Annotated in this window: 23 protein-coding genes and 1 pseudogene; 13 read left to right on the top strand and 11 right to left on the bottom strand. The window is 59.7% G+C overall.

The features are described 5' to 3' along the window. Positions 1-228: 228 nt before the first annotated feature. Both J2857_RS31545 and J2857_RS25190 read right to left on the bottom strand, forming a co-directional pair. Entirely contained in the window at positions 229-660 is a 432-nt protein-coding gene (locus J2857_RS31545) for a hypothetical protein (RefSeq protein ID WP_432420183.1), read from the bottom strand. Further along, entirely contained in the window at positions 614-1,399 is a 786-nt protein-coding gene (locus tag J2857_RS25190; protein WP_373426868.1) for a hypothetical protein, read from the bottom strand. Before J2857_RS25190 ends, J2857_RS31545 begins: the two co-directional genes overlap by 47 nt. Positions 1,400-1,956: 557 nt before the next feature. Here J2857_RS25190 and J2857_RS25185 point away from each other — a divergent pair. Together J2857_RS25185 and J2857_RS25180 are read left to right on the top strand one after the other, a co-directional pair. Beyond that, positions 1,957-2,265 carry a hypothetical protein gene (locus J2857_RS25185; RefSeq protein ID WP_373426867.1) on the top strand — a complete coding sequence of 103 codons (309 nt, stop codon included), beginning with the start codon at positions 1,957-1,959 and terminating at the stop codon, positions 2,263-2,265. Positions 2,266-2,375: 110 nt separating this feature from the next. Further along, the gene (locus tag J2857_RS25180; protein ID WP_037085036.1) at positions 2,376-2,720 is read left to right on the top strand and encodes a hypothetical protein; all 345 of its coding nucleotides are present in this window, start codon (positions 2,376-2,378) and stop codon (positions 2,718-2,720) included. Between the two features lie 625 nt (positions 2,721-3,345). On the opposite strand, the gene J2857_RS25175 is transcribed toward J2857_RS25180, so the two are convergent. From J2857_RS25175 to J2857_RS25145, 7 genes are all read right to left on the bottom strand, one after another. Beyond that, positions 3,346-5,337, bottom strand: a complete 1,992-nt coding sequence (locus tag J2857_RS25175; RefSeq protein WP_245363808.1) for a methyl-accepting chemotaxis protein — start codon at positions 5,335-5,337, stop codon at positions 3,346-3,348. Between the two features lie 405 nt (positions 5,338-5,742). Beyond that, complete coding sequence (locus tag J2857_RS25170; RefSeq protein WP_152564418.1) at positions 5,743-6,942, bottom strand: MFS transporter; 1,200 nt, start codon at positions 6,940-6,942, stop codon at positions 5,743-5,745. Between the two features lie 68 nt (positions 6,943-7,010). After that, a complete protein-coding gene (locus J2857_RS25165; protein WP_037085039.1) occupies positions 7,011-7,973 on the bottom strand; it encodes an aldo/keto reductase in 963 nt (320 codons plus the stop codon). A 58-nt stretch (positions 7,974-8,031) separates the two neighbouring features. Then, complete coding sequence (locus J2857_RS25160; RefSeq protein WP_210012817.1) at positions 8,032-8,895, bottom strand: fumarylacetoacetate hydrolase family protein; 864 nt, start codon at positions 8,893-8,895, stop codon at positions 8,032-8,034. 89 nt (positions 8,896-8,984) lie between these two features. Next, complete coding sequence (locus J2857_RS25155; RefSeq protein WP_037085043.1) at positions 8,985-10,490, bottom strand: tripartite tricarboxylate transporter permease; 1,506 nt, start codon at positions 10,488-10,490, stop codon at positions 8,985-8,987. Between the two features lie 3 nt (positions 10,491-10,493). Beyond that, complete coding sequence (locus J2857_RS25150; protein ID WP_051904130.1) at positions 10,494-10,943, bottom strand: tripartite tricarboxylate transporter TctB family protein; 450 nt, start codon at positions 10,941-10,943, stop codon at positions 10,494-10,496. Between the two features lie 88 nt (positions 10,944-11,031). Beyond that, positions 11,032-12,003, bottom strand: a complete 972-nt coding sequence (locus J2857_RS25145) for a Bug family tripartite tricarboxylate transporter substrate binding protein (RefSeq protein ID WP_210012816.1) — start codon at positions 12,001-12,003, stop codon at positions 11,032-11,034. 271 nt (positions 12,004-12,274) lie between these two features. Between J2857_RS25145 and J2857_RS25140 the strand changes: the two genes are divergently transcribed. The 8 genes and pseudogenes from J2857_RS25140 to J2857_RS25105 form a co-directional block, all read left to right on the top strand. Beyond that, a complete protein-coding gene (locus J2857_RS25140) occupies positions 12,275-13,324 on the top strand; it encodes a LacI family DNA-binding transcriptional regulator (protein WP_306875983.1) in 1,050 nt (349 codons plus the stop codon). Between the two features lie 76 nt (positions 13,325-13,400). After that, complete coding sequence (locus J2857_RS25135; protein ID WP_037085048.1) at positions 13,401-15,533, top strand: acetate--CoA ligase family protein; 2,133 nt, start codon at positions 13,401-13,403, stop codon at positions 15,531-15,533. 22 nt (positions 15,534-15,555) lie between these two features. Then, a complete protein-coding gene (locus tag J2857_RS25130) occupies positions 15,556-16,698 on the top strand; it encodes a thiolase family protein (protein WP_037085049.1) in 1,143 nt (380 codons plus the stop codon). Then, positions 16,691-17,119: a Zn-ribbon domain-containing OB-fold protein gene (locus tag J2857_RS25125; protein ID WP_051904132.1), complete on the top strand. Its 429-nt coding sequence runs from the start codon at positions 16,691-16,693 to the stop codon at positions 17,117-17,119. Before J2857_RS25130 ends, J2857_RS25125 begins: the two co-directional genes overlap by 8 nt. 30 nt (positions 17,120-17,149) lie before the next feature. Continuing rightward, positions 17,150-17,926, top strand: coding sequence for an enoyl-CoA hydratase-related protein (locus J2857_RS25120; RefSeq protein ID WP_152564419.1), 777 nt, complete (start codon positions 17,150-17,152; stop codon positions 17,924-17,926). A 102-nt stretch (positions 17,927-18,028) separates the two neighbouring features. Then, complete coding sequence (locus tag J2857_RS25115; RefSeq protein WP_210012814.1) at positions 18,029-19,483, top strand: NCS1 family nucleobase:cation symporter-1; 1,455 nt, start codon at positions 18,029-18,031, stop codon at positions 19,481-19,483. Between the two features lie 121 nt (positions 19,484-19,604). Beyond that, entirely contained in the window at positions 19,605-20,858 is a 1,254-nt protein-coding gene (locus tag J2857_RS25110) for an MFS transporter (protein ID WP_210012813.1), read from the top strand. Positions 20,859-20,957: 99 nt separating this feature from the next. Next, positions 20,958-21,206: pseudogene (locus tag J2857_RS25105) on the top strand (3'-5' exonuclease); the annotation flags it as partial. A 456-nt stretch (positions 21,207-21,662) separates the two neighbouring features. Here the strand turns inward: J2857_RS25105 and J2857_RS25100 are convergent. Together J2857_RS25100 and J2857_RS25095 are read right to left on the bottom strand one after the other, a co-directional pair. Next, on the bottom strand, positions 21,663-22,451 hold the full coding sequence (locus tag J2857_RS25100) for an IclR family transcriptional regulator (RefSeq protein ID WP_210012811.1): 789 nt from the start codon (positions 22,449-22,451) through the stop codon (positions 21,663-21,665). 75 nt (positions 22,452-22,526) lie between these two features. After that, positions 22,527-23,957, bottom strand: a complete 1,431-nt coding sequence (locus J2857_RS25095) for a CoA transferase (protein ID WP_210012810.1) — start codon at positions 23,955-23,957, stop codon at positions 22,527-22,529. A 199-nt stretch (positions 23,958-24,156) separates the two neighbouring features. Between J2857_RS25095 and J2857_RS25090 the strand changes: the two genes are divergently transcribed. The 3 genes from J2857_RS25090 to J2857_RS25080 all read left to right on the top strand — a co-directional run bounded on the left by J2857_RS25090 (position 24,157) and on the right by J2857_RS25080 (position 26,832). Then, on the top strand, positions 24,157-25,125 hold the full coding sequence (locus J2857_RS25090) for a Bug family tripartite tricarboxylate transporter substrate binding protein (protein WP_210012809.1): 969 nt from the start codon (positions 24,157-24,159) through the stop codon (positions 25,123-25,125). Positions 25,126-25,228: 103 nt separating this feature from the next. After that, on the top strand, positions 25,229-26,431 hold the full coding sequence (locus J2857_RS25085; protein WP_210012808.1) for a thiolase family protein: 1,203 nt from the start codon (positions 25,229-25,231) through the stop codon (positions 26,429-26,431). A gap of 11 nt (positions 26,432-26,442) precedes the next feature. Further along, positions 26,443-26,832 (top strand): Zn-ribbon domain-containing OB-fold protein, encoded by a 390-nt coding sequence (locus tag J2857_RS25080; protein ID WP_210012807.1) that lies wholly within the window; start codon positions 26,443-26,445, stop codon positions 26,830-26,832. Positions 26,833-26,847 lie beyond the last annotated feature (15 nt).

The raw sequence follows: 26,847 nt of genomic DNA, 5'->3' as shown, positions 1-26,847 counted from the left end.
CGAACAGCGATGGAGATTCAAAAAGAGGCCCGCCGAAGCGGGCGAGTTTGTAGAAGGCCGACGGGGAACAGCCATTGGGAGAAGCGCTGCAATCAACCTCCGCATTCGCTCCTAAACTTATAGCAATTAATGGAAGTTGCGAGTGGAGACGGATTTTTCCAAAACCTGGTCAGGCCGTTTAGTGGTTATGGGTGGTGAGCATTGCCGAGACCGGTAACTTGTCTGGGGCTAGGCGGCCCGTAGGAGCGGCGGTTGGGGTTTGAACAGGGAAGGCACGTTTAGCCCTGACTGTCGGAACGGTGCCCGCAATCGATCGCGAAGTTCACCATTGATCTCGGCCGCCCGAACCTGCATGAGCATGTGGGCACCATTGAGCGTCCAGCGCATTTGTTGCTTCTTGAGCATCCGCCTGCCGACCAACGAGTTCACCGCCGACTCAGCGAGGGTGGTGGCGACACAAAGTCCGGCTCGGGAGCGCTGTCCATAGTTGACGATCGCACCTCGGTTCGATCGAATATAGGTCAATAATTGCGAAACGAGGCTGTGAAGCCTTTCGAGCGAGAAAATGCCTTCTTGCTCTGACGGCTTCAGCCGTGCCAATAGCCCCTCGAGACTACGGATGGCGCGATCGACACGTCCGTGCCACAGGCGCCATTTCACGCCTGTGATCTCCCTGTCGATGGACGAGAGGCTTCGGAGAGACCGGATTGGGATCGTTCGATGCAGTCCGCGATCTGCTGCATGGGACATGGGCGGTGTCGATGCTGATGACGAACTCTTTGCGTCGATCACCAGGAAGCGGCATTTCGAGTTGATGCCGCTCCTCCATTGTCCTTGTCGCGAGCCATTCTTCATTTGAAAACTGGTCGTCGATCCGCTCGCCGACCCTGATTGTACGCTTGCGCACGGTCGCGTGCGTCTCGGTTGGCTCAACAGGAAGAAACTTAGCGAGTACATTCGCTGCCTGCCTGTAGGATATAACGCTTGCCAGCTGCGCCGTCAGTTCCATCAGCTCGGACGTCGCCCGATCGGGGCAGATTTCCTTCAGCGGCGCGAACGCACCCACCATGCCTGGATAGCAATTGCTGCACATCATCCAGCGGGGATTGCGAACCTTCACTGTGCCAAAGACGGTTCTGATGCGACGCGTCGTGCAATCCTTGACGGCCCGGAACGTATGGCAGTCCGGGCAGACTCGGCAATAAAGGGAATAGGTCTCGGCCTCATGGTTCACAACGGCGTTCTGCAGCGCTTCCATGATTTTCTTGCCGTCCTCGATCGACAGGCCGAGGTCACCGTCAAAAAGCCGCTCCCAGGTCTTGCCGATGCGAACCTCCTTTCGGAAAGTATCACCGAACTCATTCTTGCCCTCGATCGTGATCGTCCATTCCACTGCCATCGTCGCCCTTCATCGAAGCAACCAAGGTGGCCCGGCCGACGCTAATAGTTCGTCCACACCCCAGAAAAGTTACCGGTCTCAGTCACGGACGTTTCGCAGTTGCACTTAATTTGAGATTCCTTGCCCATAGAACCTCAAATTAAATGCGAAACAAAGAAATAAACGGCCGCATTCTTACGTTTAAGTGCCAAACGACACCGGATTTCCGCCCAGAGCCGTTGGAAGCGTCACTTGTGGTCCCTCATCGCCAAAACCTGTCACGCCGTGTCCGAGCGTTCATGGGATGGATCGAAGAGGTGCCCGGCCTTATCTCGAATAGCTTGGTCGCCGCTCAGCGCCAGAAGGAGACATCCGCCTGGGCGCCGATCAAGGTCGCTCCTCCCTGCACCTTCAGACTAAGGCGACGCCACGGCGACAGTGGCCGCGTCGCACGATCATCGCTGAACCTGGCTCGGCTTATGTGATGGCTAGCGACGCAAGAACCCTCTGGGCGCATTCCATCCCGTCGATCGACGAGCTTCGGTATTCAGTACTTTGCTCGAACTGAAACCCGGGACATGAAGGTAGGCAATGCCGGTTGCGTTCGAAAAAAGAGGGCTGCGGCGTATCTGAAGAAGACGCTGGATCAGCTAAAGACGAGGACGCCGGTGGTTCCGGTGAAAGGCAAGAACTACGCGTTTCCGCAGCCGACATTGATCGCGGAGATGGAATTCCGCGACTGGACGGACGACGGCAACCTGCGGCAGACATCTTACAAAGGCCTTCGGGATATTCAGGACATTCGTCATCAGCCAGCTTCACGACAACGGATACGGCACCAGCGGCATTGTCTGAGTCGTCGTCCTTGGCATCGAAGATATTGGTAATCTGCCTAACGCGACAGTCGCTGGGCGCAGTTGTATTTATTCCCGTGGACTCAGTGAAAATAGAGTGCAAGAAGGATCAGCACCCATCTCACAACCCCCGAGGACCGAATATGAAATTCAATGGCATACGTCTGGCTCTTGCTACCGCTGCTTATACTATCGCGTCGACTGCGCTTGTGCCTAATGGCGCGCATGCAGCAGAGTACTCTTTCACAGCTACCAACGGAACCAAATCTCCCGTTACCAAAGTACTCGTGTCGGAAAACAAGAAGGACTGGGGATACTTCGACATTGGCAGCGGCATCAAACCAGGTACCACCGTAGATCTCGTATGGGACAAAAGCACAAATAGCGAAAGCTGCACTCAATGGGTCAAGGCAAACTTTGCAGACGGCAGCGAGTCTGAACCCGCCAAGTTCGATTTCTGCGAAGATGGACTTGAGATCGAGTTCTAAATTCACATAGCCCACAGTGACGGGTGACCGCCTCAAGGGCGGTCACGATGCGCTTCGAACTCAGCGTGACGAGCGCCTGCCTTATCCCCGACGCTTCAACTCTGCCTCGATTGCAGCATTAGCTTCCTCGCCATTGCTGATTGGTTTATCGCTGAGCTTTGTCGCGAGGTAGCGGCGCTCCTGTCAATTGAGATCGCGCCAGCCGCCGGGGATTGTCACGCCATCCGCTGGCGTCGAATGCACTAGCACCACCGGTCTCACCGCCCACGATCAGGTCAGCAATGGCCTTCTGCGCACCGATCTTGTAGGCCTGAATTTGGGAAGACGGTATCGCGATCGTGTCCCTCAAAGCTCGGATTGCCGTCACTGCGAGCGCCAATAGACGCTGTCGTTCAGATCTGCCCAGGCTCTCAATCTCGTTGGCGGCTCGCACCAATTCGGAATGAAGTCGGTCGTGGAGCTCATCGTAGCTTGTTTCGATCGGACCATTTCGGCTTAAATCGTAAAGGCGGCCAAGGTGGGACGCTGACGGGAGGACGTGGAAAAAAGGCTTTCTTTCCAAATGACCACTGTTCTGGCGATCGCAAAAACGGGAGCTGTTATAGCTCCCGTTCCCACTGCCTGATCAGAACTCTTCCCAACTTTCGTTATTGGCGGCAACGGCTGCAGAGCCTTTGCCGGTAAATGCCCGGGCGATCTTGTTCACCATCCCGCGGGCAGGCGAAGTGACGGGCGCCGATTCGCTGCTCGTCGTTAAGGGCCTGCTGCGGGGCGGCGCATGGTCGGAAGGTGCAGCGCCCACATGGAATCGCGAGACGAGCTCGCGCAGGCGGCCCGCCTCGGTGGCGAGTGTTGCACCGGCCGCATTGGCCTCTTCCACCATGGCGGCGTTCTGCTGGGTCACCTGGTCCATCTGATTGACCGCAGTGTTGACCTCCGACAGACCCACCGATTGCTCGCGCGATGAGGTCGCAATCGCATCCATATGCTGGTTGATGGTGACGATATAGGCCTCAATCGTCTTGAGCGCTTCGCCCGTCTGCCTGACAAGATGCACGCCGTTGCCGACTTGCACGGACGAGTTGCGAATGAGATCCTTGATCTCTTTGGCAGCCGTGGCTGACCGCTGCGCGAGCTCGCGCACTTCCTGCGCAACAACCGCAAAGCCCTTGCCGGCTTCGCCGGCGCGTGCAGCTTCCACACCAGCGTTCAACGCCAGAAGGTTGGTCTGAAAGGCAATATCGTCGATCACGCCGATGATGCTGGAGATCTGGTTCGATGACTGCTCGATCTTGCCCATGGCATCGACCGCATTCGCGACCACAGCACCCGACAGGCGGGCGCTGTCGTTTGCCTGGATCGCCACCGTGCGGGCCTCTTCAGCACGCCTGGAAGAACTGGCGACATTGGCGGTGATCTCGTCGAGCGCTGCGGCGGTTTCTTCCAGTGAGGCTGCCTGCTGTTCGGTGCGCTTTGAGAGATCATCAGCACTCTGGCTGATCTCGCGCGAACCGGAGTCGATCGAATTCGTCGTTTCCGCGACGGACGACATCGTGTCCTTCAACTGCCCGACCGCTTGATTGAAGTCGGCTCGCAGGCTCTCGAACTCTTGGGCGAAAGAATGCGACAGCTCAAAAGACAGGTTGCCAGCGGCAAGCTGCTTGAGCCCTTCGGCCAGGCCCGAGGTTGCCTGTGCCATGGCTTCGGCCCGAAGACGTTCCTGCTCCGCTGTTCGGCGACGCTGCTCTTCCGATTGCGACCGCTGGGTGTTCGCTTCCTGCTCTAACCGGCGGTTTTCTAGCGCGTTGGTTCGGAACACCTCGACGGCGGCCGCCATCTCGCCGATCTCATCGACCCGACCGGCGAACGGAATGGCCGTTTCGGCATCACCGCTTGCGAGCCTTTTCATTGAGGCGGTTATCGCCTGAATGGGGCGGATCATTGTCGCCGACAATAGCAACAGTGAAGCGGCAATGACAATGATAGTGGCCGCGAGGCCAACGACAATGCTCCAGAACGTGTGGTTGGCTGCGTTTGCAGAGGCCGCGGCGCGCTCGTCAAGCAGCGAGGCTTCTTCGTCGGATATCTCTTTCGCGATCGCGCGGATGGAGTCCATGTAAGTCTTGCCTGCGCCTGAGACCTCCATCGCCCGAGCCTGATCAACGGTTTTGGCATCGCGCATCAGCGCGATTTCTTTGCTCATAACCTCCCGGCTCCAACCTTTCACCTGGCCTTCAAGGTCCGTCAGCCTCTTCTGCTGAAGAGCATTGTCAGAGGTCAGGCTTTTGGTCTGTTCGAAGGCTGCCCTGAACTGAGCTTCGCCAGCTTTTTGAGGATCGAGAAACTTTTCGTCCCCCGCCAGCAAATAACCCCGCAAGCCGGTCTCCTGATTGACCATTCCAGCGATCATACCGTCAACTGCTCTAAGAACTTGATACGTATGCTCGGTCCAGACGGTCGCCTCCTGCTGAGTGGTAGACGAATTGACTGTGACGAGATTGACGGTAAGACCAACAAGGAGGATTAAGCTGAACGATGCGACAAGCTTGATCATGGTCCGAAGGTTAGCAATAAGGACAAACACCATATTCTCCAGGGCGGGGGGCTCCCGCTTCATGCAGATTCATTGCAATAGGGAACAGGTGAGTCCATCTTCATACGGACCCCTTAATTTAGAGGGGCTTTGATTAAAAAACAGTGAAATACCAACTGATCCTGGCAGCCGAAACCTCAAAGGCGGCAACTAAGTTGGGAGGCCTTGAATGGATCCGAACCGGTGACCGGTGCCCAAAATCGCTAACTGGTCCTAAACCGTTAGTTCGCAGATCCTTAGAGCGCACTCGTGGAACACTATCCTGACTTTCGAGCCGCCAGGGATGCAGCTCCCCAACTTATTACGACCGGTCGCGCATATGCGGTATCTCCATCTTCTCCTAACAACCGGGGCCATCACCGCCTGACCTTTAACCACGTCGTCCTTTAAATAGTCACAACCACTGCCAGATGGCCCGTTGGGCCAGCGTCAGGGCTGGCTCGTATCGGTTCGCAGGGCCGAGTGGCTGCAATAGGCAAGACCATACAATCCTACCGACAGGAGCAGGAACACCGACGAGACACCTGCCCCGGCGGCAACCACGCCGACCGACATGGGCAACAGGAACTGCGCCAGGCGATTGCCGGTGAGGCGCAGCGACAATACCAGTCCGCGGCTCGTCGGGGGCACAATGCTGGTGACCCAGGACATCGAGATCGGCGTGGCCAGCCCGATGCCAATCCCGATCAGCACCAAGGCCAATCCAAACACCCATTCCGATGGCGGCAGACCAAGCAGCGTCAGCCCCAGGCCCGTCGCCAGCAGTGCCCCCACCAGCAGGACACGGCGGCCAAGCCGGGAAAGCAGCCAGCCGAAGCACAGACGCGAAAGCAGCGAAGCCAGCGCCCGCACCATCAGCAGAGTGGCGATGGTGGTGGCCGGGATCAGCGCCTGTGCACCAAGCACGGGCAGGTAGATCACTAGCAGGTCGACCGCGCATATGACCCCGACTCCGGCCAGTATGGCGGAGACCACACCTTTCTGGCCAAGCAACTGGCGAACCGGAAGCTGGATTTCGGGTTTGCTGTCGACGGCCGTCCTGGCGGCGGGCCGCATCAGCAGGACGCAGCCAAGGCTTATTACGCCCACCACCGTCGCCGCCGCGAACAGGCGCCCCGTATGAGGCACTGTTCCCGCGCCGGCAAACAGGGCAACCACCAGAGGCGCGACAATATGGGAAAACGAAATGAACGCGGTGTAGTGACCGAACATACGTTCGCGAAGGGCATCGGTGGGCTGATCGGCCGCCGTGGCGTGCTGCGACAGCAGGCAGAGCAGATGCCCGGTGCCGAGAAACGCAGTCAAGCCAAGGAGAGCAAGGGCCGAGTTTCCGGCAACCAACAGCCCAAAGACCGATATCAGCACGCAGCCGGCACCCAGCAGGAATGCGCCGCGCGCGCCATTCGTATCGATCCTGGAGCCCACGCGCGTGGCGAGGAGTAACGGCAGCAGCGAAAATACGGCCCCCACGGCGCCGATATAGAGGTCCGACAGACCCATCTCGACGATCCTGTATGACGTCGTCACCCGCGCGACCATGATCACCACCTGGTGGAGCATGACATGGAGCACGAAGGTGCTGACGGCGAAGCTCGGCAATTGCCATTTGGGCGTGAATCTTCTTGTCAAACCCGCCTCCGGTTACAGCTCGCGCACGTCATCGCAGGCTCCAGGCCGTTTGCTGTGGCAGGGGGCGTTCACACGGGGTCACCGGTGGCCGTACGAACGCGGCCAAATGCGTCCGACAGGCATTTTAGAATCTCCAACGGAAGCGGGGCGCCGTGTATCGCTTCGATATTCTCATCGAGATGAGCTATACTTCCGGTACCTGTCATCACCACATCGATGCCGGGGGTATGCCGGCAGAAGCGATAAGCCGCCTCGGTATAGGATCGAGCGATGCCTGGCGCCAGCAGGAAGTCGAGCGGCTCGGCCGCGTCCAGGACCCCGGCCTCCACCTCGCCTTGTGCCACCAAATGTTGAACCAGATTGCGCAAACCCTCTGCATGGGCCAGGGCGCCCCGGACGGCATACATGCACATCACGCCTTTGCCCTTCTCCTTGGCCTGAGGCAGGATCAGTTGCGCGGCAGAGGGATTCACATAGTTGTGCCCCAGCATCAGCACATCCCAGGCGTCGTCATCAACCGCCTGCCTCATCACCTCCCGCTTGGTATCGACGCCGAAGGCCTCTGTTATGCCGAGGAATCCTATTTTCCCTGCTTCCTGCAAGAGCTGCATCTCGGGCACCAGATGGTCCCGGCAATAGGCATATTGGTGGGGCCTCACACCGTGAAGATGCAGAATGTCGATCTTTTCCGTGCCAAGCGCACGAAGGCTTGCCTCGACGCTTTGCAACACCATCGACGGCTCGATGAAATCAGTGCTCTCATAGGACGAGCCCGGCAGGGTCGGGCGAAGCTTGCTCGACAGGACGACACGGTCGCGCAATTCGGCAAGTGCCGCCCCCACGACGGGCTCCGTGCCATAAACAGGGGCGGTATCCAGGATCGTCACGCCCCGATCTACGGCGGCGCGTACCAGATCAATCGCGTGCTGCTCAGAAGAGCCTGTTTTTAGACCAAGGCGGCTAGGTCCGCCGGCACCAAGGGCAACCACGCTGACATCCAGGCCGGTACGTCCGAGATTTACCTTTTGCATGTTGTTCCGTTCCGCCGCGCAAGAAGATGAGCTGGTTCGCCTCGGGCCGCAGGTGGCGTCAGGTGCCCGCGCCTGCCTTTGGTGTGATGACCGGATTGACGAGGCAGCCCACGACACCGATATCGACCTCGATCCAGTCTCCGTCCCTAAGATAGACTGGAGGTTGCCGCCGATCGCCGACGCCTCCCGGCGTTCCCGTAACGATGACGTCGCCGGGCGCAAGCGGGGTGAATGTCGAGCAATAGGCGATCAATTTCTCGATCGGGAAAATCAGATCCGATAGCTTCGCATCCTGCATGACCTGGCCGTTGAGGCGCAACTGGATCGGCAGTTGCCGGTAGTCGCCGACTTCGTCCGGCGTCACGAGCGCCGGCCCGAATCCGCCGGTGGCAGGGAAGTTCTTGCCCGGCGTGAACTGGCTGGTGTGGCGCTGCCAGTCGCGCACGGAGCCGTCGTTGTAGCAGGCATAACCGGCGACCAGATCAAGTGCGTGTTCCTCGCGCACCTGATAGCCGGCGGCGCGGATGACGATGGCGAGTTCAGCCTCGTAGTCGAAACGGTCTGAAATGGCGGGCTTGTGCAGAGCCTGCCGGTGGCCGACCTGTGATTCGGCAAAGCGCGTGAAGACCGTCGGAAATCCTGAAGTCGGACGCGCGGTTTCGGCACGGTGATCCTCGTAGTTGAGCCCGATGCACAATATCTTTCCCGGGTCGGGAACGACCGGTAGCAACCGGACCTGCTCCACAGGTATGTCGTCCAATGACTCTTGCCATGTGCCGGCCTGCGCAAGTAGTCCAGCCGCGATCGCCTGCTTCAAAGTGACCACGTCAGGCGAAAGCTTGCCGGTGAGATCGACAATGCGATCCCCCCTCAATAGACCGAAACCTTGCCGATCGTGGTGACTGAAACTCACAAATCTCATTAAAAAACCCTCTGGATGTTCGCGGGGCAGCTCTCCGGGCGGGGCAGCGTCCGAAATGGACGAAACCCTTGGTTAGGATGTCGTGCCGCTCAAGCCTCTTCCTCGAAGGCGACCTTGCGCCCTTGGCGTATCTGCGGCAGCACGATGATCAGGCACATGACGGCCGCCACGGACAACATCACCACGGACAGCGGGCTGCGATAGAATATCGCCAGATCACCGTTCGACAGGAGCAGCGATCGGCGAAAGTGCTCCTCCATCAGGGGACCGAGGATGAAACCGAGCAGCAACGGCGCCGCTTCCGCCCGCATGCGCCAGAACAGGCAGCCCAGCACGGTGAAGCCGGCGGCAATGTAGATCGGCAGGACCCGGTTCTCGATGCTGAACAATCCGACGCAGCAGACGGCGAGAATGATCGGGAAGAGCACCCAGTAGTGGACCTGGATAAGCCGCACCCACAACGGAATGAGAGGCAGATTCAGCACTACCAGCATGGCATTGCCAATCCACATCGAGGCAATCAGGCCCCAGAAGATTTCCGGATTGGACACCATCACATAGGGGCCGGGTGCGATATTGTGCACCATGAGCGCGCCGATCATCAGCGCCATGACGCCGTTGCTGGGAATACCGAGGGTGAGCATGGGGATGAACGAGGTCTGAGCGCCGGCATTGTTGGCGGCTTCCGGACCGGCAAGCCCGGCCACGGCACCATGGCCGAATTCCTCGGGTTTCTTGGAGACACGCTTCTCGACGGCATAGGATGCAAACGACGAGATCATGGCGCCGCCCCCCGGCAACAGGCCGAGCAGCGAGCCGATGGCGGTGCCCCGCAGGACCGGAAACACGGATTGTTTGAATTCCTTGGCCGTCATCGTCAGGCTGCGCAGAGAGGGGGCCGTGACCTCTCGGGTCTGATTGCTGCGAATATTGGCGACGATATCGGTGAAGGCGAAAAGCCCCATGGCCACGGCAACGAATTCGATTCCCTCCGTGAGCGAGAAGGATCCGAAGGTGAAGCGATAGGTTCCGCTGTTCACATCGGCGCCAACTAGACCGAGGATCAGCCCGGTCAAGACCATGGCGACGCCCTTGATGAAGGAACCGTGGGCCAGCAGCGTGGCGGCGGTGAGCCCCAACACCATCATCGCGAAATATTCGACCGGTCCGAACAGAAAGGCTACTTCCGCCAACACGGGCGAAAACGCGGCGATCAGCAGCGTGGCGACCGTTCCGGCGAAGAACGACCCTAACGCGGCAATGGCCAGAGCGGCGCCGGCCCGGCCCCTGCGCGCCATCTGGTGCCCGTCGAGGCAAGATACCACGGAGGAGGACTCACCGGGCAAGTTGACCAGGATCGCGGTGGTGGAGCCACCATACTGCGCGCCGTAATAGATGCCGGCGATCATGATCAGGCCGGAAACTGGCTCGAGCGTATAGGTCAATGGCAGCAGCATGGCGATGGTCGCCAGCGGGCCAAGCCCTGGAAGCATGCCGATCGCGGTGCCAACCAGGACACCGATGAAGCAAAAGAGGAGGTTGTTGAGCGAGAGCGCCGCGTGGAAGCCTATATCGAGGTTATTGAAGAATTCCATGGGTCAAACCGCGAGCAAGGGCACAGACATGCCGAGGAAATAGACAAACACGCCGTAGCAGAAGGCGAGCAACCCGAGGCTGAGCGCGATTACCCGTTTCCAGGTAAAATGCTCCGACGCCCACATGGCGATTGCGACCTGGACCGGAAGAGCGACAAGCAGACCCACCGTAAGCAGCAGAAATGCGAATACCAGGATCGACAGGCTGATCAGGATCGTCGGCCGGAGCGGCAGCGGCCTGGCCTTCTCGCCTCCACCCAGTATCCCTTTTGCCAGGATGATGGCTCCCAGAACGGCCAGAATCGACCCCAAAATGAAGGGGAACATCCCGGGTCCCATCGCGGCTATCGTGCCCATCCGGTATTGCAGCGACAGCGCTGCTGTAGCGGCGCCGAAAAAAGTGAAGAATAATCCGGCCTCGATATCGGCCCGCCCGTTCGTCTTGAAGATCACCTTGAGAACCTCACTGGCATATGTGGAGCAAGCTTCGAGGCCGGGCCAAATGCCTTGAGCACGCGGCCCGGCCTCTTCCGGTCACGATTTACTCGGGCTTCAGGCCGATATTCTCGATGATGGTCTTGCTCTTCGCCATCTCCGTTTCGAGATAGGATTTTGCCTCGGCGGCCGTGCTTGCGATGCCCTGGATGTTCTGGCCGGCCAGTCGATCCTTCACCTCTTTTTCCGCAAAGATCTTCGTCAGCGCGCTATTCAGCTTGTCGGTGATCTGAGATGGCGTTTCCGGAGGGGCGATCAGTGCCAGCCAATTCTGGTACTCGTAGCCCGGAACGGAGTCGGCGATGGGCGGGATCTTCTCCGTGCCCATCTCGCCGGTGCCGGTATGGGCGAAGAACTTCATCTTGCCGCCTTCGGCAAAGGGGCGCACTGTCTCGTAACCGGAAAGCACCATGTCGACAAACCCACCGGCGACGTTGTTGAGACTTTCGCCAGCCCCCTTGAAGGGGATCTCACGGATCTCGATGCCGGCGGTGCTGTTCAGCAGCCCCAGGGCCAGCTGGGCGCCGGAGCCACGGCCTGAAGAACCCGCCGTCAACTTGCCGGGATTGGCCTTGGCATAGGCGATCAGTTCCCTCATGTCCTTGAAAGGCAAGTCGCTTCGGACGCCGAGAACAAAAGGATACGAGGTCAGGATAGACACCGGGACCAGCTTGTTGGTGTCGTAGGGAAGATTGGCGTACAAGAATGGGTTGTTGGCGATCGCCCCCGTCACCACCATCAGGGTGTGGCCGTCCGGCTTGGCCTGCGACAGCAAGGCGGTGCCGATCACGGAATTGCTGCCGGGATGGTTTTCCTTGACGATCGGTTGACCCAGCATCTGCGAGAGCTTGTCGGAAAATACCGCAGCCGCCGCATCCGTGCCGCCGCCCGGAGCATAGGGAATGATGAATTTGATGGGTTGCGTCGGATATTCCTGGGCCATGGCGGTACCGCCCGATACCCCTAATGCAACTACGAAAGCCGCCTTCAGCCCCAAAGCGCGGATAATCTGTTTCATTGGCTCCTCCTCCCGATTTGAGCATGTGTCGCCGTGCATCCGGGTAGCATCGCTACGCCACGAAGCACCGAACCCTTGGAAATCTCCCGACGCTCCCTCCGTCAGTAGCTTGCCAGGAGAGAACACTAGCGAAGCAGGACAACGTTGTCTATGATGTTTTAGATGCTATTATGTGTAATCTGCGGCGTTACGTGACGACGGCTGCACAAGGGGATGGAAAAGCAACGAGATGGCGGATGAAAGAGAACCGAGAAACCCGACATTGGTCGACGTGGCCAAAGCGGCAGACGTTTCCGTGAGCACGGCCGCGCGCGTGTTGCGCAAATCCGGCTACCCGGTGGACATCAAGCTCAAGGAAAAGGTGGACGCTGCGGCAAAATCCCTCGGTTATGTCCCCAATCTTGTGGCGCGACGCCTACGTGGCGGCAAGCAAGGGGTCGTGGGCCTTGTCATCGGCGACATGCTCGACGCCCATTACGGCATGATAGCGGAAACGGTTACCCAGCGCGCCGAAACCGCCCACTCCACATTCGCCATGGTCTGCAACATGCAGCGCGATCCCCTGTTGGAAATCAAATACCTGCGGAAATTGCTGGAATACCGGGTCGACGGCATAATTTTAGCCGGCGGCGGCTTTGATCAGTGGACGCATCATGAGGCACTGGCGGAGACCGTCGAGGAGTTGAAGCGTGCCGGCACGATAATCACGTCGCTCATGCCCCGGAACATCGAAGTCCCTGTTTTCTCAGCGGATAACGAAGCCATAGGCCTGACAAAGGCCCAGTTTATCGTGGAAAACGGCCATACAAAGATCGGCATTTTGCTGGGTCCTGCCCGCAACCAGATGACCAAGCTTCGCATGCAGGCTATGACGAGCCACCTCTCCGGCTGCTCGGTGGATTACGCCATTGCCAACATCGAATCCACGCCCGAGGCGGGTGCGCTGGGTGCCGCCGAAATGCTGACGCGCAACCCCGATTTCACGGCCCTGATCTGCGGGTCCGATGCCATTGCCTTCGGCGCAATCAACCATCTGCGTGCGGAAGGCATCGACATTCCGGGACGGATTTCCGTCATGGGACTCGGCAATACAAGGCTTGCCACGCTCTGCACCCCGGCACTGACCACCGTGGAAATGAATTTCGATCAGGCGGGGCGGGCAGCCTTGGATTTCATTGCCTCCCACGACCCCTCGGCCGCTCACGCCCCGGGCGAAGTCATCCCCCATTCGCTGGTCCTGAGAGAGTCCTTCTCCCGACTTGACGGCGTTGTGCCACAAGACATGGCGCCTTTCGGAGCCCGCGAAAACGCACAATCATGAAGCAGGCGTTCTTGACACCGGAGCGAAGCGCCCGTAAGGCAAGACAACGTTGTCTGAACAGAACTGGTGATATCCCATGATCTCGAATTCGTCCAAGATCCGGACAGCCCTATCGAGCCCAAGGGCTATTGCGGTCGCCGGCGCATCGGAACTGGAGGGCGGCAACTATTATGGCGCTCGCGTGCTGGCAAACCTGGTGCAGGGTGGCGCAAGGGCGCAGATCTACCCCGTCAACCCACGCCTTGCCGGGACCAGGCTCCATGAACTGCCGGTCTACAGCTCTCTCTCGGATCTGCCGACCACGCCGGATCTCGTCTTCGTGGTAACGCCGACAAAGTTCGTGATCCCGACCCTCGAGGAGGCTGCCGGAATGGGCGTTGCGACGGCGGTGGTCGTGACCGCCGAGAGCGGCAACGAAGACGAACGGCGCATTTTTCGCGAGCGGGTTGCGCAGATCGCAAGATCCTCCGGCATGAGGATTATCGGGCCAAACTCCATGGGCGTGATGAACGGCATGCTTAGTCTGAATGGAAGTTTCGCATCCGGCACGGCTAACGGCCGGGTTCCTCCCGGCAGCATTGCCTGCCTTTCACAAAGCGGCGCCACCCTCTCGGCCATGTTGCAATGGTTCGGCGATTCGAGCGTCGGCTTCTCCTGGATGATCAGCACGGGAGACGAAAGCGCGACCGGCATCGAGCCGTTGATGGAAGCCATGGTCGATGACCCGGAAGTCCGATCGATCATGTTGTTTCTGGAAGGGGTTAGTGACGGCGCCGCCTTCCGCCGTGCCGCACTAGGCGCAAGAATAGCCGGCAAGCCTGTGACAATGCTGCAGGTCGGCAAATCGGGCAAGGGCCGTGAGGCCGTCGCCTCCCACACCGGACGCGTTGCCGGAACACGGGAGGTGTTTTCCGGTCTCGCTCGTGAAACCGGCATCATCGAGACCGAGGGCTTTGTCGAATTCTTCGCCACGGCGCGGACGCTGTCCCAAAGGCCAACGCGCCGGAACAACCTTCCCCGCAACCGCAGGGCTGCATTGCTTTCGGTGTCGGGCGGCGCCGCTTCGCTTGGGGCGGACCAGATATACTCAATGGGCTGGGAACTGCCGGGCTTCTCCGCGGTGACGACCGCGGCGCTGATGGAGGCGACCGGGCAGCCGGGCGTCCATAATCCCGCCGACCTCGGCGGTGTGTGGCGCAACCCCGACAAGATGACCAAGGCAATCACCACAATCGCAAAGGACGAGGGCACCGACACGATCTTCATCTCGATGGGTGCCGGTGGTGTGTTCGCGCAGGCGGTCGCGGAGGCTATTGTCAGGGGTGCCGATGCCGTCACCCAGGACGTTTTCGTCGCCTGGGTCGGGATGACGGATGTCGTGCACAAGACTTTTGACCGGGCCTCCGTCCCGGCTTTTCATGACCTCCCCCTCGCCGTGGCGGCCGCGGAGGCCTGCGCCAAATTCAGCCAGAACCAGAGGGACGTGGCACAGGCAGCGGAGTTGATCGACGTCCTGGCACAGGCACCCGCCGCTGCCCCGCGCACGGCTGGCGGTTCGGGCCACTGGACGGTTACAGAAGCCTTGAGCGACCTTAAGGAGGCGGGCCTGCCCTGTGCCGCTTTCGACGTGGTCGCTTCGCTGGATTCTGGGGAGATCGGTGCAGCTGCGTCACGGATCGGTTTCCCGGTGGTGCTCAAGCTCAGTTCGCCAGACCTCAACCACAAATCCGATGAAGGTGGTGTCGCTGTCGGCCTGAAGGATATGAAGGCGGTGGAGGCCGCCGCCGCGGCGTTCGAGGATATCGCCCATCGCCTGCGGTTAAATCATGTCCGCGTGCTGGTTCAGAAGATGGAGCGCGGCATCGAACTGCTTGTCGGCATCAAGCGCGACCCATCCTTTGGGCTGGTTCTCGTCACCGGGCTGGGCGGAACCCTTGCCGAACTTCATAGCGAAGTCGCCGCAACGGTGCTGCCGACGACACGAGCGATGCTGAGCGATCTTTTGTCAAGAAATAATAGGGTGAATGCGCTGTTGGACGGCTATCGCGGACAGCTCGGCGCCAATCGGGAGGCGCTGCTGTCGTTTCTGGAGGCCTTCGCCCGGTGGGCAGAGGAGAAGGGCGAGGCATTGCAAGAGGTCGATCTGAACCCGGTGATGGTGTCGGGGGACCACATATCCATCGTCGACGCACGGGTCGTCTGGAATTGAAGCGGTAAAGGGAGGAAAACAAGTGCCGGGTGGAGACAACGGAGCCTCGATCATCGGGGTCGGCAATACACGATACAGCAGGAAGGCGGATGGGTCAGCCGAACTGCTGGCAATTGAGGCCGTGCTAGCCGCAGCCGCCGACGCCGGGATCGACCCCAGGCAGATCGACGGCATCATTCCCTATCCTGGCCATGTTGGCGATGACGTCATCCAGGCCGAGCTGGGGCTAAGTCCGCGCTTTCGCACGACGGTCGACATGGGCGGCTGCAGCGCCGTTTCAGCCCTGCGCATCGCCTCCATGGCGGTAATGAGCGGGGCGGCCAGGCATGTGCTGCTGTTTCGCGGGCTGAAGGGAAGCTCCGGAGCACGCAAGGCGGATCGACCTTCGTTTCTCCCCGGTCAACCGTTCCGGCGCCATCTCGAGCATGTCTATGGGATTAACACCCCGGCTCAGCGTTATGCAGTGCTGTGCCAGCGCTACAAGCACGAATACGGGCTCGACCGACGCACCCTTGGCGAAATCGCCATTGCCGCGCGGGCGCATGCCAATCTGAACCCCGGGGCCCAGATGTATGGCCGTGAGCTAACCATGGAGGATTATCTCGCCGGCCGGCTGATCGCCGATCCCTATACGCTGTTCGATTGCTGCCTTGAAACGGATGGCGCGAGCGCCGTGATCGTTTCGGCCCGCAATGACGGCCGCGATATCCGCATTCTCTCGGTTGCCGAGGCGCAAGGAAACTCTCCCGACGACACATCCAACCGGGAGCCATTCCTGGAAATAGGACTTACCCAGGCAGCCAACGATGTGTGGGCGGACCTGGGCGTCGGCCCTGAGGACATGGACGCCGCCATGATCTACGACTGCTTCACCTTCGAGGTGCTGCATCAGATCGAAGAGGCCGGTTTTGCCAGACACGGCGAAGCTGCCACGCTGATCGCCGATGGCGGTATCCGCCTGGGCGGAAAGCTCCCGATCAATACCCATGGTGGCATGCTTTCCGAGGCGCATCAGGCGGGCCTCAATCATGTCGTCGAGGCGGTTCGGCAGTTGCGCGGCGAATGCGGCGCCCGCCAGGTGCAAAACGCCCGGCTTGTTGCCGTGACCGGCTGGGGCCAACTGGGCGACGGCAGTTTCGCAGTTCTTGGAGGAAAACATGTTTGATTTCGACCAAATTCCGGTGCCAGACCTGACCGATCCCAACTTCGCGCCGTTCTGGGAAGCTACGCGCGAACGAAAGCTGAAAATCCAGAAATGCGGCGATTGTGGGACGCATCGCTGGCCGCCCCGCGTTACCTGTCAAAGCTGCCGGTCCACAGGCCTGGAATGGGTGGAGGTGGTGCCACGGGGAACACTCTATACTCATACGACGGTCGGACGCGCGACCGCGAAGGGCTTTTCCAACACGCCCTATACGGTCGGGTTCGTCACCTTGGATGAACCTTCCAATGTACGCGTCATCGGCAATGTCGTCGACGTCGAGCCGTCTCAACTGGCGATCGGCATGGCGCTGGAAGGCCGCTTCGTGCCGGCGGGGCCGAGTGGGGAAATGACCCTCATTCACTGGGCGCCGCCGACGACCTGAATTCGGGGCAAGACAATGGGAGTAAATGGGATGGAGTTGGTTTACAGCAAGGTCGAAGATCGCGGACATATCCGCATCGTCACCATCAACCGGCCGGAAGTGGCCAATGCATTGAACCGCGAGGCGAGCCACGAGCTGGAGGCTGTTTGGAATGATTTCGCCGAGAATGACGATCTGTGGATCGGCATCATAACCGGAGCGGGCGACCGGGCCTTTTCGGCCGGTAATGACCTGAAGGCCCAGGCCGCCGGCAAACGAGGGCCGCGGCCTCAAACCGGTTTCGGTGGGCTCGCCATGCGTTTCGATCTTGCAAAACCGGTAATCGCGGCCGTCAACGGCCTGGCGCTGGGCGGCGGGTTCGAACTGGCGCTGGCCTGCGACCTGATTATCGCGACGGAGAACGCCTACTTCGGCCTGCCGGAAGGCAAGGTGGGCATGATTGCCTCAGGTGGCGGCGTTCAGCGGCTGCCGCGCATCATCCCGCAAAAGGAAGCCTTGGGAATTATCCTGACCGGACGAAGGGTCACGGCGGAAGAGGGGCGCAGGCTCGGCTTCGTCAACGAGGTGGTCCCGACGTCAAAGGCGCTGGATGCGGCCCTCTCCTGGGCCGACCAGATTTTGGAACAGGCGCCCATTGCCGTGCGTGCCGCCAAGGAGGCCGTGTATGCCTCGATGGACAAGCCGACACTGGAGGAGGCCATCAGGACCGTCTACCCGATACATTCCAACCTGACCGGCACCGAGGATTTCATCGAGGGGCCGCGTGCCTTTGCCGAAAAGCGCAAACCTGTCTGGAAGAACCGCTAACGCGGATATCGAGAGGAGCACCTAAAACCCTTATTGTACCTCGGTCAGCAACGGAAATCGAGCAATTATGTCCTGCCTGGAGGAGGCACAGGAGGGATAGTCGTGAAAGTCAGCAATCCGTCACCATCATTGTACAACGAGGATCTAGCGCCTGCCGAGGAACGCAAGTGGGGCGCATTCAGTATCTTCAACGTCTGGACGTCCGACGTGCATAGCTTGTGGGGGTACTATCTCGCCGCCAGCCTGTTTCTTCTTTGCGGCAGCTTCATCAACTTCGTCATCGCGATCGGTATCGGGTCGCTGGTGATCTTCGTCCTCATGAGCATGGTCGGCAATGCGGGCGTCCGCACCGGCGTGCCGTTTCCCGTCCTTGCCCGAGCGTCGTTCGGCACATTCGGGGCCAACGTGCCAGCGCTTGTGCGCGCCATCGTCGCCTGCTTCTGGTATGGAGCGCAAACCGCTGCGGCCTCGGGTGCAATTGTTGCGCTATTGATCCGCAACGACGGTCTGCTTGCCTTCCATCAGAACAGCCACATGCTCGGTCACTCGACGCTGGAACTTATCTGCTTCGTGATTGTGTGGTCGTTGCAGTTGTTGATCATCCAGCGCGGCATGGAAACGGTCCGCAAATTCCAGGACTGGGCCGGTCCAGCCGTGTGGGTCATGATGCCGATCCTTGCAGTCTACCTGGTGGTGAAATCGGGCACGTTCTCTTTCGGATCAGAAATACCACGCGAAGTACTGATCGAGAGGACCCAGGACGCCGGCGTTCCGGGCGAGCCCGGCTCGTTTGCGGCGCTGGCGGCGGTCGCTGCAACCTGGATCACCTATTTCGCAGCGCTCTATCTCAATTTCTGTGATTTCTCACGCTATGCGACGAGTGAGAAGGCGCTTCGCAAGGGTAATCTCTGGGGCCTGCCGATCAATCTACTCGCCTTTTGCCTCGTTGCTGGCGTCACGACAACGGCAGCCTTTGCCGTTTACGGCGAGGTTCTCCTGCACCCCGAGCAGATATCCGCAAAGTTCGACAGCTGGTTCCTTGCCCTTCTCGCCGCTCTGACATTCGCGGTAGCAACGCTTGGCATCAACGTCGTCGCCAATTTCGTATCTCCGGCTTTCGATTTTGCGAATGTCTTCCCACGGCATATCAGCTTCAAGCGAGGCGGATATATCGCCGCGCTGATTGCGCTGCTCCTTTATCCATTCGCGCCGTGGGAAACGGGTGCTGCCCATTTCGTGAACTTCATCGGCTCGACGATGGGGCCGATTTTCGGGATCATGATGGTGGATTATTATCTGATCCGCCGCAGCCAGCTGGATGTGGGCGCGCTCTACAATGAGGGCGGAGAGTTCCGCTATCAGAACGGTTGGCACGGCGCAGCCTTCATCGCCTTGGCGATCGGCGCGTTGTTCTCCTCAATCCTGCCGACCTTCACGTCGATCCTGCCATCGTGGTGGGGCACCTACGGATGGTTCTTCGGAGTGGCGATCGGCGGGGCGATCTACTTTCTGCTCAAGATGGGATCCCGTCGTCCCGCTTTCGCTGCACGAGTATAGAGCAGCTTGCTCATCTATTGGCGGCTGGTCGGGGCCGCCAAACCCCAATTCAGTTCCAGGCGACACTCGGAAGCTGAACGACGGCAAGCGGCAATTAACCAGGCGGGAAGTTTGCGAATAGATGAAGATGACTGAACGGCCCTCCATGCTTTCCCCGTTTGGGGTTCGTAATTACCGTTTCCAATGGTCCTCTGATCTGATGACGTCCTGCGCGACGGAGATGGAAACCATCATTTTGGGGTGGTTCATTTTCATTGAAACGAACTCAGTTCCGTTGCTCACACTCTTCGCCTCGCTGCAGTATTTCGGAACGCTGATCGCCCCTGCCTTTGGCCTGGCCGGCGATCGACTTGGGCATCGCAACGTGATTCTTTACATGCGAACCACTTATGCACTGCTCGCTGTAGTGATTGCCGTTTTGGCATTAACTGGTACCCTTTCGCCTCTGTCAGCTCTTGTCATAGCCGGACTCGCTGGCCTTCTACGGCCTTCCGACATGGGCATGCGAAACGTGCTGACAAGCCGGATGGTGGCAGGTGACCGTCTCATGAGTGCGATCAGCCTGTCGCGGATTACCACCGATTCCGCCCGGATTGTCGGAGCATTGACCGGCGCGAGTGTGGTTGCGCTCCTCGGCATCCAATGGGCTTACCCATTCATTGTCGTGTTTTATCTTGCCAGCGCAGCCTTGATGGTTGGCATCCATCAACCATCTTCCAAACCCCCGGCTGGCGGGGTTGTGCTGCCATTCACGCCCGTAAAGGATTTCATCGATGCCTTGAGAGCGCTGGGAAACTCTCCGCCCCACCTTGCGGCGATGCTACTGGCTTTTCTGGTGAACCTGATGGCCTTCCCGTTCACCTTGGGCCTTCTGCCCTACATCGCACGTGAAGTGTATCAGGCTGGCCAGGCCGGCTTGGGCTATCTGACAGCCGCAACCGGCATCGGAGCATTGGCGGCCTCGTTGCTGCTTGGCCACTTGGGCCATTCCGTGCGACCGGCCCGGATGATGTTGGTCTTCGGCGCCGTATGGCATTGCCTGATATTATTGCTCGGTCAGACTGAAAGCATGCTTATGGGATTGACTGTCCTTGCGATGATTGGCGCAGCCTCGATCCTATGTCTCCTGCCGTTATCTGTTCTTTTGCTACGTGGGGTGCATCCCGACCTTCTCGGTCGGATCATGGGGATCAGGATGCAGGCCGTTTACGGTCTGCCAATCGGCCTCCTGGTGTCCGGACCGTTGATCGACAGCGTCGGGTTCTCGTGGGCGGCAACACTGTACGGTGGAGTGGGGCTTATCCTTACCGTGATGATCGGCCGCCATTGGTTCCCGCATCTGTGGCCAGCGTCGGTTATCAGTAACCACGGGTAAGATACGGGTTGGGCTTGCGATAGAAAGATCGCTGACCAAAAAAATGCCCGGCCATCACAGACCGGGCAGTCGTCACATCGAACGTTGGGAACGGTTTCGATGCAAATCGGCGTCATCGCCTTCACATTCGACGAGCAAGGCGCCATCAGCGACATCACGGGAATTTACGGCGGCCTACAGAAACCGAGCGGGCCTCTCCCTGCCGAGATTACCAGGCTCACCGGCATCACCGACGACATGGTGGCGGGTGAGGTTATCGACAAGGTGGCGCTTCGGTCCCTGATCGATCCAGCCGATCTGATCATCGCCCATAATGCCGGGTTCGATCGTCCGTTCTGCGAGACATTTTGGTGGAGGATTGGATGAGATTGGAACCGTCGACCTGCAGTTCCAAAAAGGCACAGGCGGCCCAGGACTGATAAGTGGTAATCCGGCTGCTCAAATGGGCTTGGATGGCACCTCATTCCAGTGGAGCAAGGAAACGGCTTGATCCTCGTCTAACATTGACCCGAGAATCGCAGGGTCGAATTAGGCCTTTGATGTCCAGCCGAGACGGTGGTTGTGGTGACCTTGTTGTCTCGGTTGATGGCGCTTACGATCGCACAGCGCTCCACACGTTGTGGCATCCGACCCGAGCATCATCACGAGACGTCGAAAACGACCATGACCCCGGCACTTATAAAACAGGCTTGACTAAGTCCTGCAATGAAACGGCCGAAACACACCATGATACCATCAAGGCGTGGCATAGATGAGCTGCCGATAAGGACCTGATCCGAAGCAGAGAAATCTGCCAGAGCCGCATCATGAACGGGTTGCAAAAAAGCCTTGCATGGCTTTGGCGGCCTTGAGCAATTCCGGCAAATACTTGTCGACTATGGTTGGCCCGTCGTATGTGATCGTGGCGCTGGTCGACAGGCCGTAGCGTACTCGTCCACCGACTCGGATCGGCACCGCCAACGAGGCCATGCCGAGGGCCGTTTCCTGGTTCGTGTAGATCCAGCCCTGCTGACGCGCCTGCTCCATCTGCTCTCGCAGTTTGGGCAATTCGTTGATCGTAAACGGTGTTACCGCCGGCAGGACATCATCATTGCTGTAAAGCTGAGCGAATTCGGCCTCTGACATGTCGCTCAACATGATCTTGCCGGAGGACGAGGCGTTGGCCGGAAATCGCGTGCCGACGGACATGTAGTCGCGCTGCAGGCGCTTTGCGGTGGCGCGGGCGATGCAAACGACCTCGCGGCCATCGAGTGTCATGACGGAACAGGACTCGTCGAGCTTGTCGGAAAGTTCGACGAGCCGCGGTTGGATGAGGCTGAAGGCCGGCAGCGAGGCGAGGTATGAATAGCCGAGCTGCAACGTGCGGGCGGAGAGATGGAAGCGGCGGTCGCTCTCGTCATAGATGACATAACCGAGCTTCGACAACGTCACGAGCACGCGGCGTGTGGAACCGGGACTCAGGCCCACTTTCTGCGCAACCGCACTCAAGGTCATCGACGGCGAGTTGGGTCCGAACGATTCAATGACCGCCAACCCCTTTGCCAAGGACTTGATGAAGTCCGGATCGTCGTCTTCAGGAAGACTGCTGCTCACCGATTGCCTCGCTGATATTCACTTTTCTCTCATTCGCCCCATGCCGGCTGAGCCGTCAAGAGCAAACGCAAAACCTTAACCCCATGTAAGCTGGGAGGCACCGGCGGGTTCCGGCGGAATATCCCAGCGCGCGGGCGTCTCCGAATAACGGACGATCGGCAGCGGATGCTCGATCGCACCGAACGCCGTATTGCTGATGGTAAGCTCGTCGTCAGCCGGCCGGGGCAATGCTCTGATGCCGTGCAATCCATCCGGCCACTCCTCGCGGGGAAGCTGGCCAAGTTCCTGCAGCCACATGGAGCAGGACGTGAGCGATACCTTGACGTGATAGCTGCCGCCCTCTCGCGCCCGGCGCAGAAGCGCGCTGGTGACGCCTGCGGCACCGAGATAACCGGCAAGGTAGTCGTTCAGCGTGAAGGTGGATGCGAGCTGCGGTCTATCAATGCTTCCCTCCCCTACGGCAAGTCCACTCACGACCTGGCCCAGAGGATCATAGCCGGCGCGGCTGGCCCAGGGGCCATCGTATCCATAGCAGCTGACCGAGACATAGATGATGCCCGGACGAAGCTTCGCCAGCGCCTGTGGGCTAAGCCCACGTGAATCAAGCGAACCCGGCCGCCAGGAATGGGCGAAGACATCCGATCCTGCGACCAGCTCGCGGAACCGCTCGAGTTCGCCGGGACTGTCGAGATTGACAAAAGCGGAGCGTTTACCGAGCCCGGTATCGACGACGATATGGGTCGGGTCTGGCTGGTGCGGCGCCGAGATATGCAGCACATCGGCACCTTGCTCCGCGAGCTGGCGGGAGACGACCGGTCCGGCAAGCACATGGCCCATATCCACAACACGGATGCCGGAAAGCGGCCGGTCGCCGGCCTCAAAAGGCATGGCCGGCCCGTCGCCGATCTTTTCAATCTCGACAGGCGTACGGCTCGCAAGATGCCGGCCTTGCGGACTTCCTAGCCACTCATCCTGCGTACGGGCAATCGCGCCGATCGCCTTTGCTTCGGCCAACGCCTCCTCCAGATCGTCGGATCTCCAGCGGCTGACAGCCCTCTCGATCGATTCCGTCGTGGACGAGCAGTCGAGGAAAGCCAGGAGGCGGCTGAAATGCTCATGGTAGAAGGCGTGCCGCAGCAGGTACATCCGCCGCCCGTCAGCCGTTTCGAAGAAGACTTTGTCCTCTGAAGCGGGTCTCAGCAACTGCAACGGATGGCCGTCGCGACGCAGATAGGAAACCGTTCTGAGACCGGGTACTGCTGCACGTCGCAAATCGACGCCGATCGACTGCGTTCGCCCCCCGCGCATCCGCCAGATCTCCGATATACCGACCGCGTTCGCCGCCAGTGCTACTGCCGAGGCAAGGCCTGGGCGATAACGACTCGGCACGACGGGGTCAGCGCCGGTGAACTCGACTGAGGCGTAGCTCGATCCTGGCGACGCGTCGGAAGACATGCCGATCCGTGCCAATAAATCCGCCAATGCCTCTTTCGCCAAATAGCTCATTGCATCTCCATTTTCCGCATTGCGGAGAAATCTCCACTATTCGAAAATAAAATGCGTGGCGAGGGGACATATGTCAAATGGAAGATTGGGCCGTTCCGCGCTAAAACGTGTCGGCGTCCTGTTGACAAGCCCATATGCGGAGCGCATCCTTACGAAATACGGAAATATTTCCGATATGCGGAAACTTTGGGAGGAGTGAATGTCCGTGAAATTGATGGGCCTGTCGCTGAGCTTCGTGCTCGCTTTGGGAAATTCTGCCTTTGCCCAGCAGGATTATCCCAACCGTCCAATCCATATGATCGTGCCGCTGCCTGCCGGTTCTGCCGCAGACGGCGTGGCGCGCATCGTGCTTCCGGTCGCTGAAAAATATCTTGGACAGCCGTTCATCGTCGAGAACGAAGGTGGTGCCGCTTCGATCCCCGGAACGGCACGCGCAGCCAAGGCCGCACCGGATGGTTATACGCTGCTCTGGGGCACGGTTGCGACGCAGGTATCCAACCCGAACATGTTCAAGGCCCTGCCTTATGATCCGGCCAAGGATTTCACCGCCGTGGCGCGCGTTGCAGGCCAGAGCATGATCCTCGCTGTGCCGACCTCTAGCAAGATCGACAATGTCGCCAAGTTCGTCGCGAAGGCGAAAGAGGCTGGCAATCTGAGTTACGCCTCAGCCGGCATTGGCACATCGGCGCATCTTTGCGCCGAACTTCTGAAACTGAAGACCGGCGTCAAGCTGCGCCATATTCCCTATCAGGGGGGCACCCAGTCGGTTCTCGACCTGATACGCGGCGAGACCAGCATGATGTTCTATTCGCTCGCGCAATTCCAGCCGGGCCTGCAGTCGGGTGAACTGAAGCTGATCGGCATTGCCGGTGACCAGCGCTCGAAGTTCACCCCGGATCTGCCGACTTTGAAGGAACAGGGGTTCGACGTGGTGTTGAACTCCTGGTACGGCGTCTATGCCCGCAGCGGCACGCCATCGGCCATCGTCGACAAGGTTGCGGACGCCATCAACAGGGCGCTGAAGGATCCGGGCGTCATCGCCGCGCTGGATAAGACCGGTAGCGAGGTCTACGCGACCGCTACGCCGGCCGAATACCAGACCTTCACCGATACCGAACGCAAGCGCTACGGCGAGATCATCGAAGCCGCGGGCATTCCGAAGAGCTGAAACGAAATCGGGGGCCGGCTGACACGGCCCCTTCCAACCTCACGATACATGACTTTCCGCTGGCCGCGCGCCGGCGACGATATCTCACATCCCGGAGTAGACCATGCCTCATCCAGGCTCCGAAGCCGTCATAGCCGGCATTGGCGAACCGCCCGTCGGTCGTCTCGTCGGCACCAATCCCACCGAACTCCATATTGAAGCGGCAATGCTTGCGATCGAGGATGCTGGCATCGACAAGCACGATATCGATGGCCTGATGACCTCTGGCACGTTCCTGAACGACAATATTCGCCACCACATGATCATCGGCGAGCATCTCGGTCTTCATTGCAAGACGTTCTGCGATACGCTGCGCACGGGCGGCCAATCCTATCTAAACGGCGTGCAAGTCGCCAAATGGGCCGTGGAAAGCGGGCTATGCAAGGCGGTGCTGCTGCTGCGCGGCGACACAACATTGAGCGGCGTGCCTAAGGGCACCGGTCTCAAAGCCTATATAGATTACGGCGCCCATCCGCTCGAATTCGAAGTGCCTTTCGGCATCACCGTGCCGGGCGTCTATGCGATGATGGCGCAGCGTCACATGCATGAATTTGGCACCACATCGGAACAGCTGGCGGCGATCGCGGTAGCCTGCCGCAAGCACGCCTCGATGAACCCCAAGGCATTCAAGCGCGATCCGATCACGATCGACGACGTCATAGCTTCGCCGATGGTCAGCACACCGCTGCGCCTGCTCGACTGCAGCCCGATCTGCGACGGCGCCGGCGCGATCCTGATCACCTCGCTCGAACGGGCGCGCGACCTGAAGGCGAAGCCGGTCCGCATTCTCGGCACAGGCCAAGCGCAATCCTATTATCACCTCGCCCACTTGGCCCGGGCGACCGGCGCCCGGCCAGAGGACAAGTCGCGGTACAGCCTTACCCGCTCCGTCCAGTCCGTCGCCGCGAAGGAAGCTTTCGGCCGCGCGGGAGTGAAGCCGAGCGATATCGACGTCGCGCAGCTTTACGACAGTTTCACCATCACCGTACTGATGCAGTTCGAAGCGCTCGGTTATTGCGCCGAGGGAGAAGGCGGGGCGTTTGCGGAAGGCGGGCGCATCGAGCTTGGCGGCGAACTGCCGATCAACACAAACGGCGGCCTGCTCTCCTTCGGTTCGTCAGGTGGCATCAATCACATCATCGAGGCGGCACGGCAAATCCGCGGCGAATGCGGCGATCGGCAGGTGCCGGATGCGCAACTCAGCCTGGTGACGAATGTCAGCGCCGTTGCCTCCAACCATTCCATCGCCATTCTCGGCCGCGACTGAGGAGCCTGCACATGTCCCGTTCCCTTCCCACGCCTTCCAAGATCTCCCAGCCTTTCTGGGATAGCTGCAAGGCAGAACACATGCAGATCCAGCGCTGCGAAGACTGCGGCGTTTATGCCTTCTACCCCGTCTACATCTGCCCGGAATGCGCCTCGCGAAAGCTCGCCTGGATGCCCGTCAGCGGTAAAGGAACGATCCACACCTTCACCGTCGCTGCGAAATCCAGCTTCGAAATACAGGGACCGCTGGTCGTTGCGCTCGTCGAACTGGAGGAAGGCGCGATGATGGTTTCCAACATCAAGACCGCCACGCCCGAGGCGCTATCGATCGGCTCTCCGGTACGGCTTACTTACGAGGAAGTCTCAGACGAGATCACCTTGCCGATGTTCGAACCCGCCTGACCGGTTCGCAGGAGA

Origin of the sequence: Neorhizobium galegae, assembly GCF_017877055.1 — a bacterium.
GTDB classification, from domain to species: Bacteria; Pseudomonadota; Alphaproteobacteria; order Rhizobiales; family Rhizobiaceae; genus Neorhizobium; species Neorhizobium galegae_D.
Note: the sequence above shows the minus strand (reverse complement) of the source record. Positions and strands in the feature narration are given on the sequence as shown.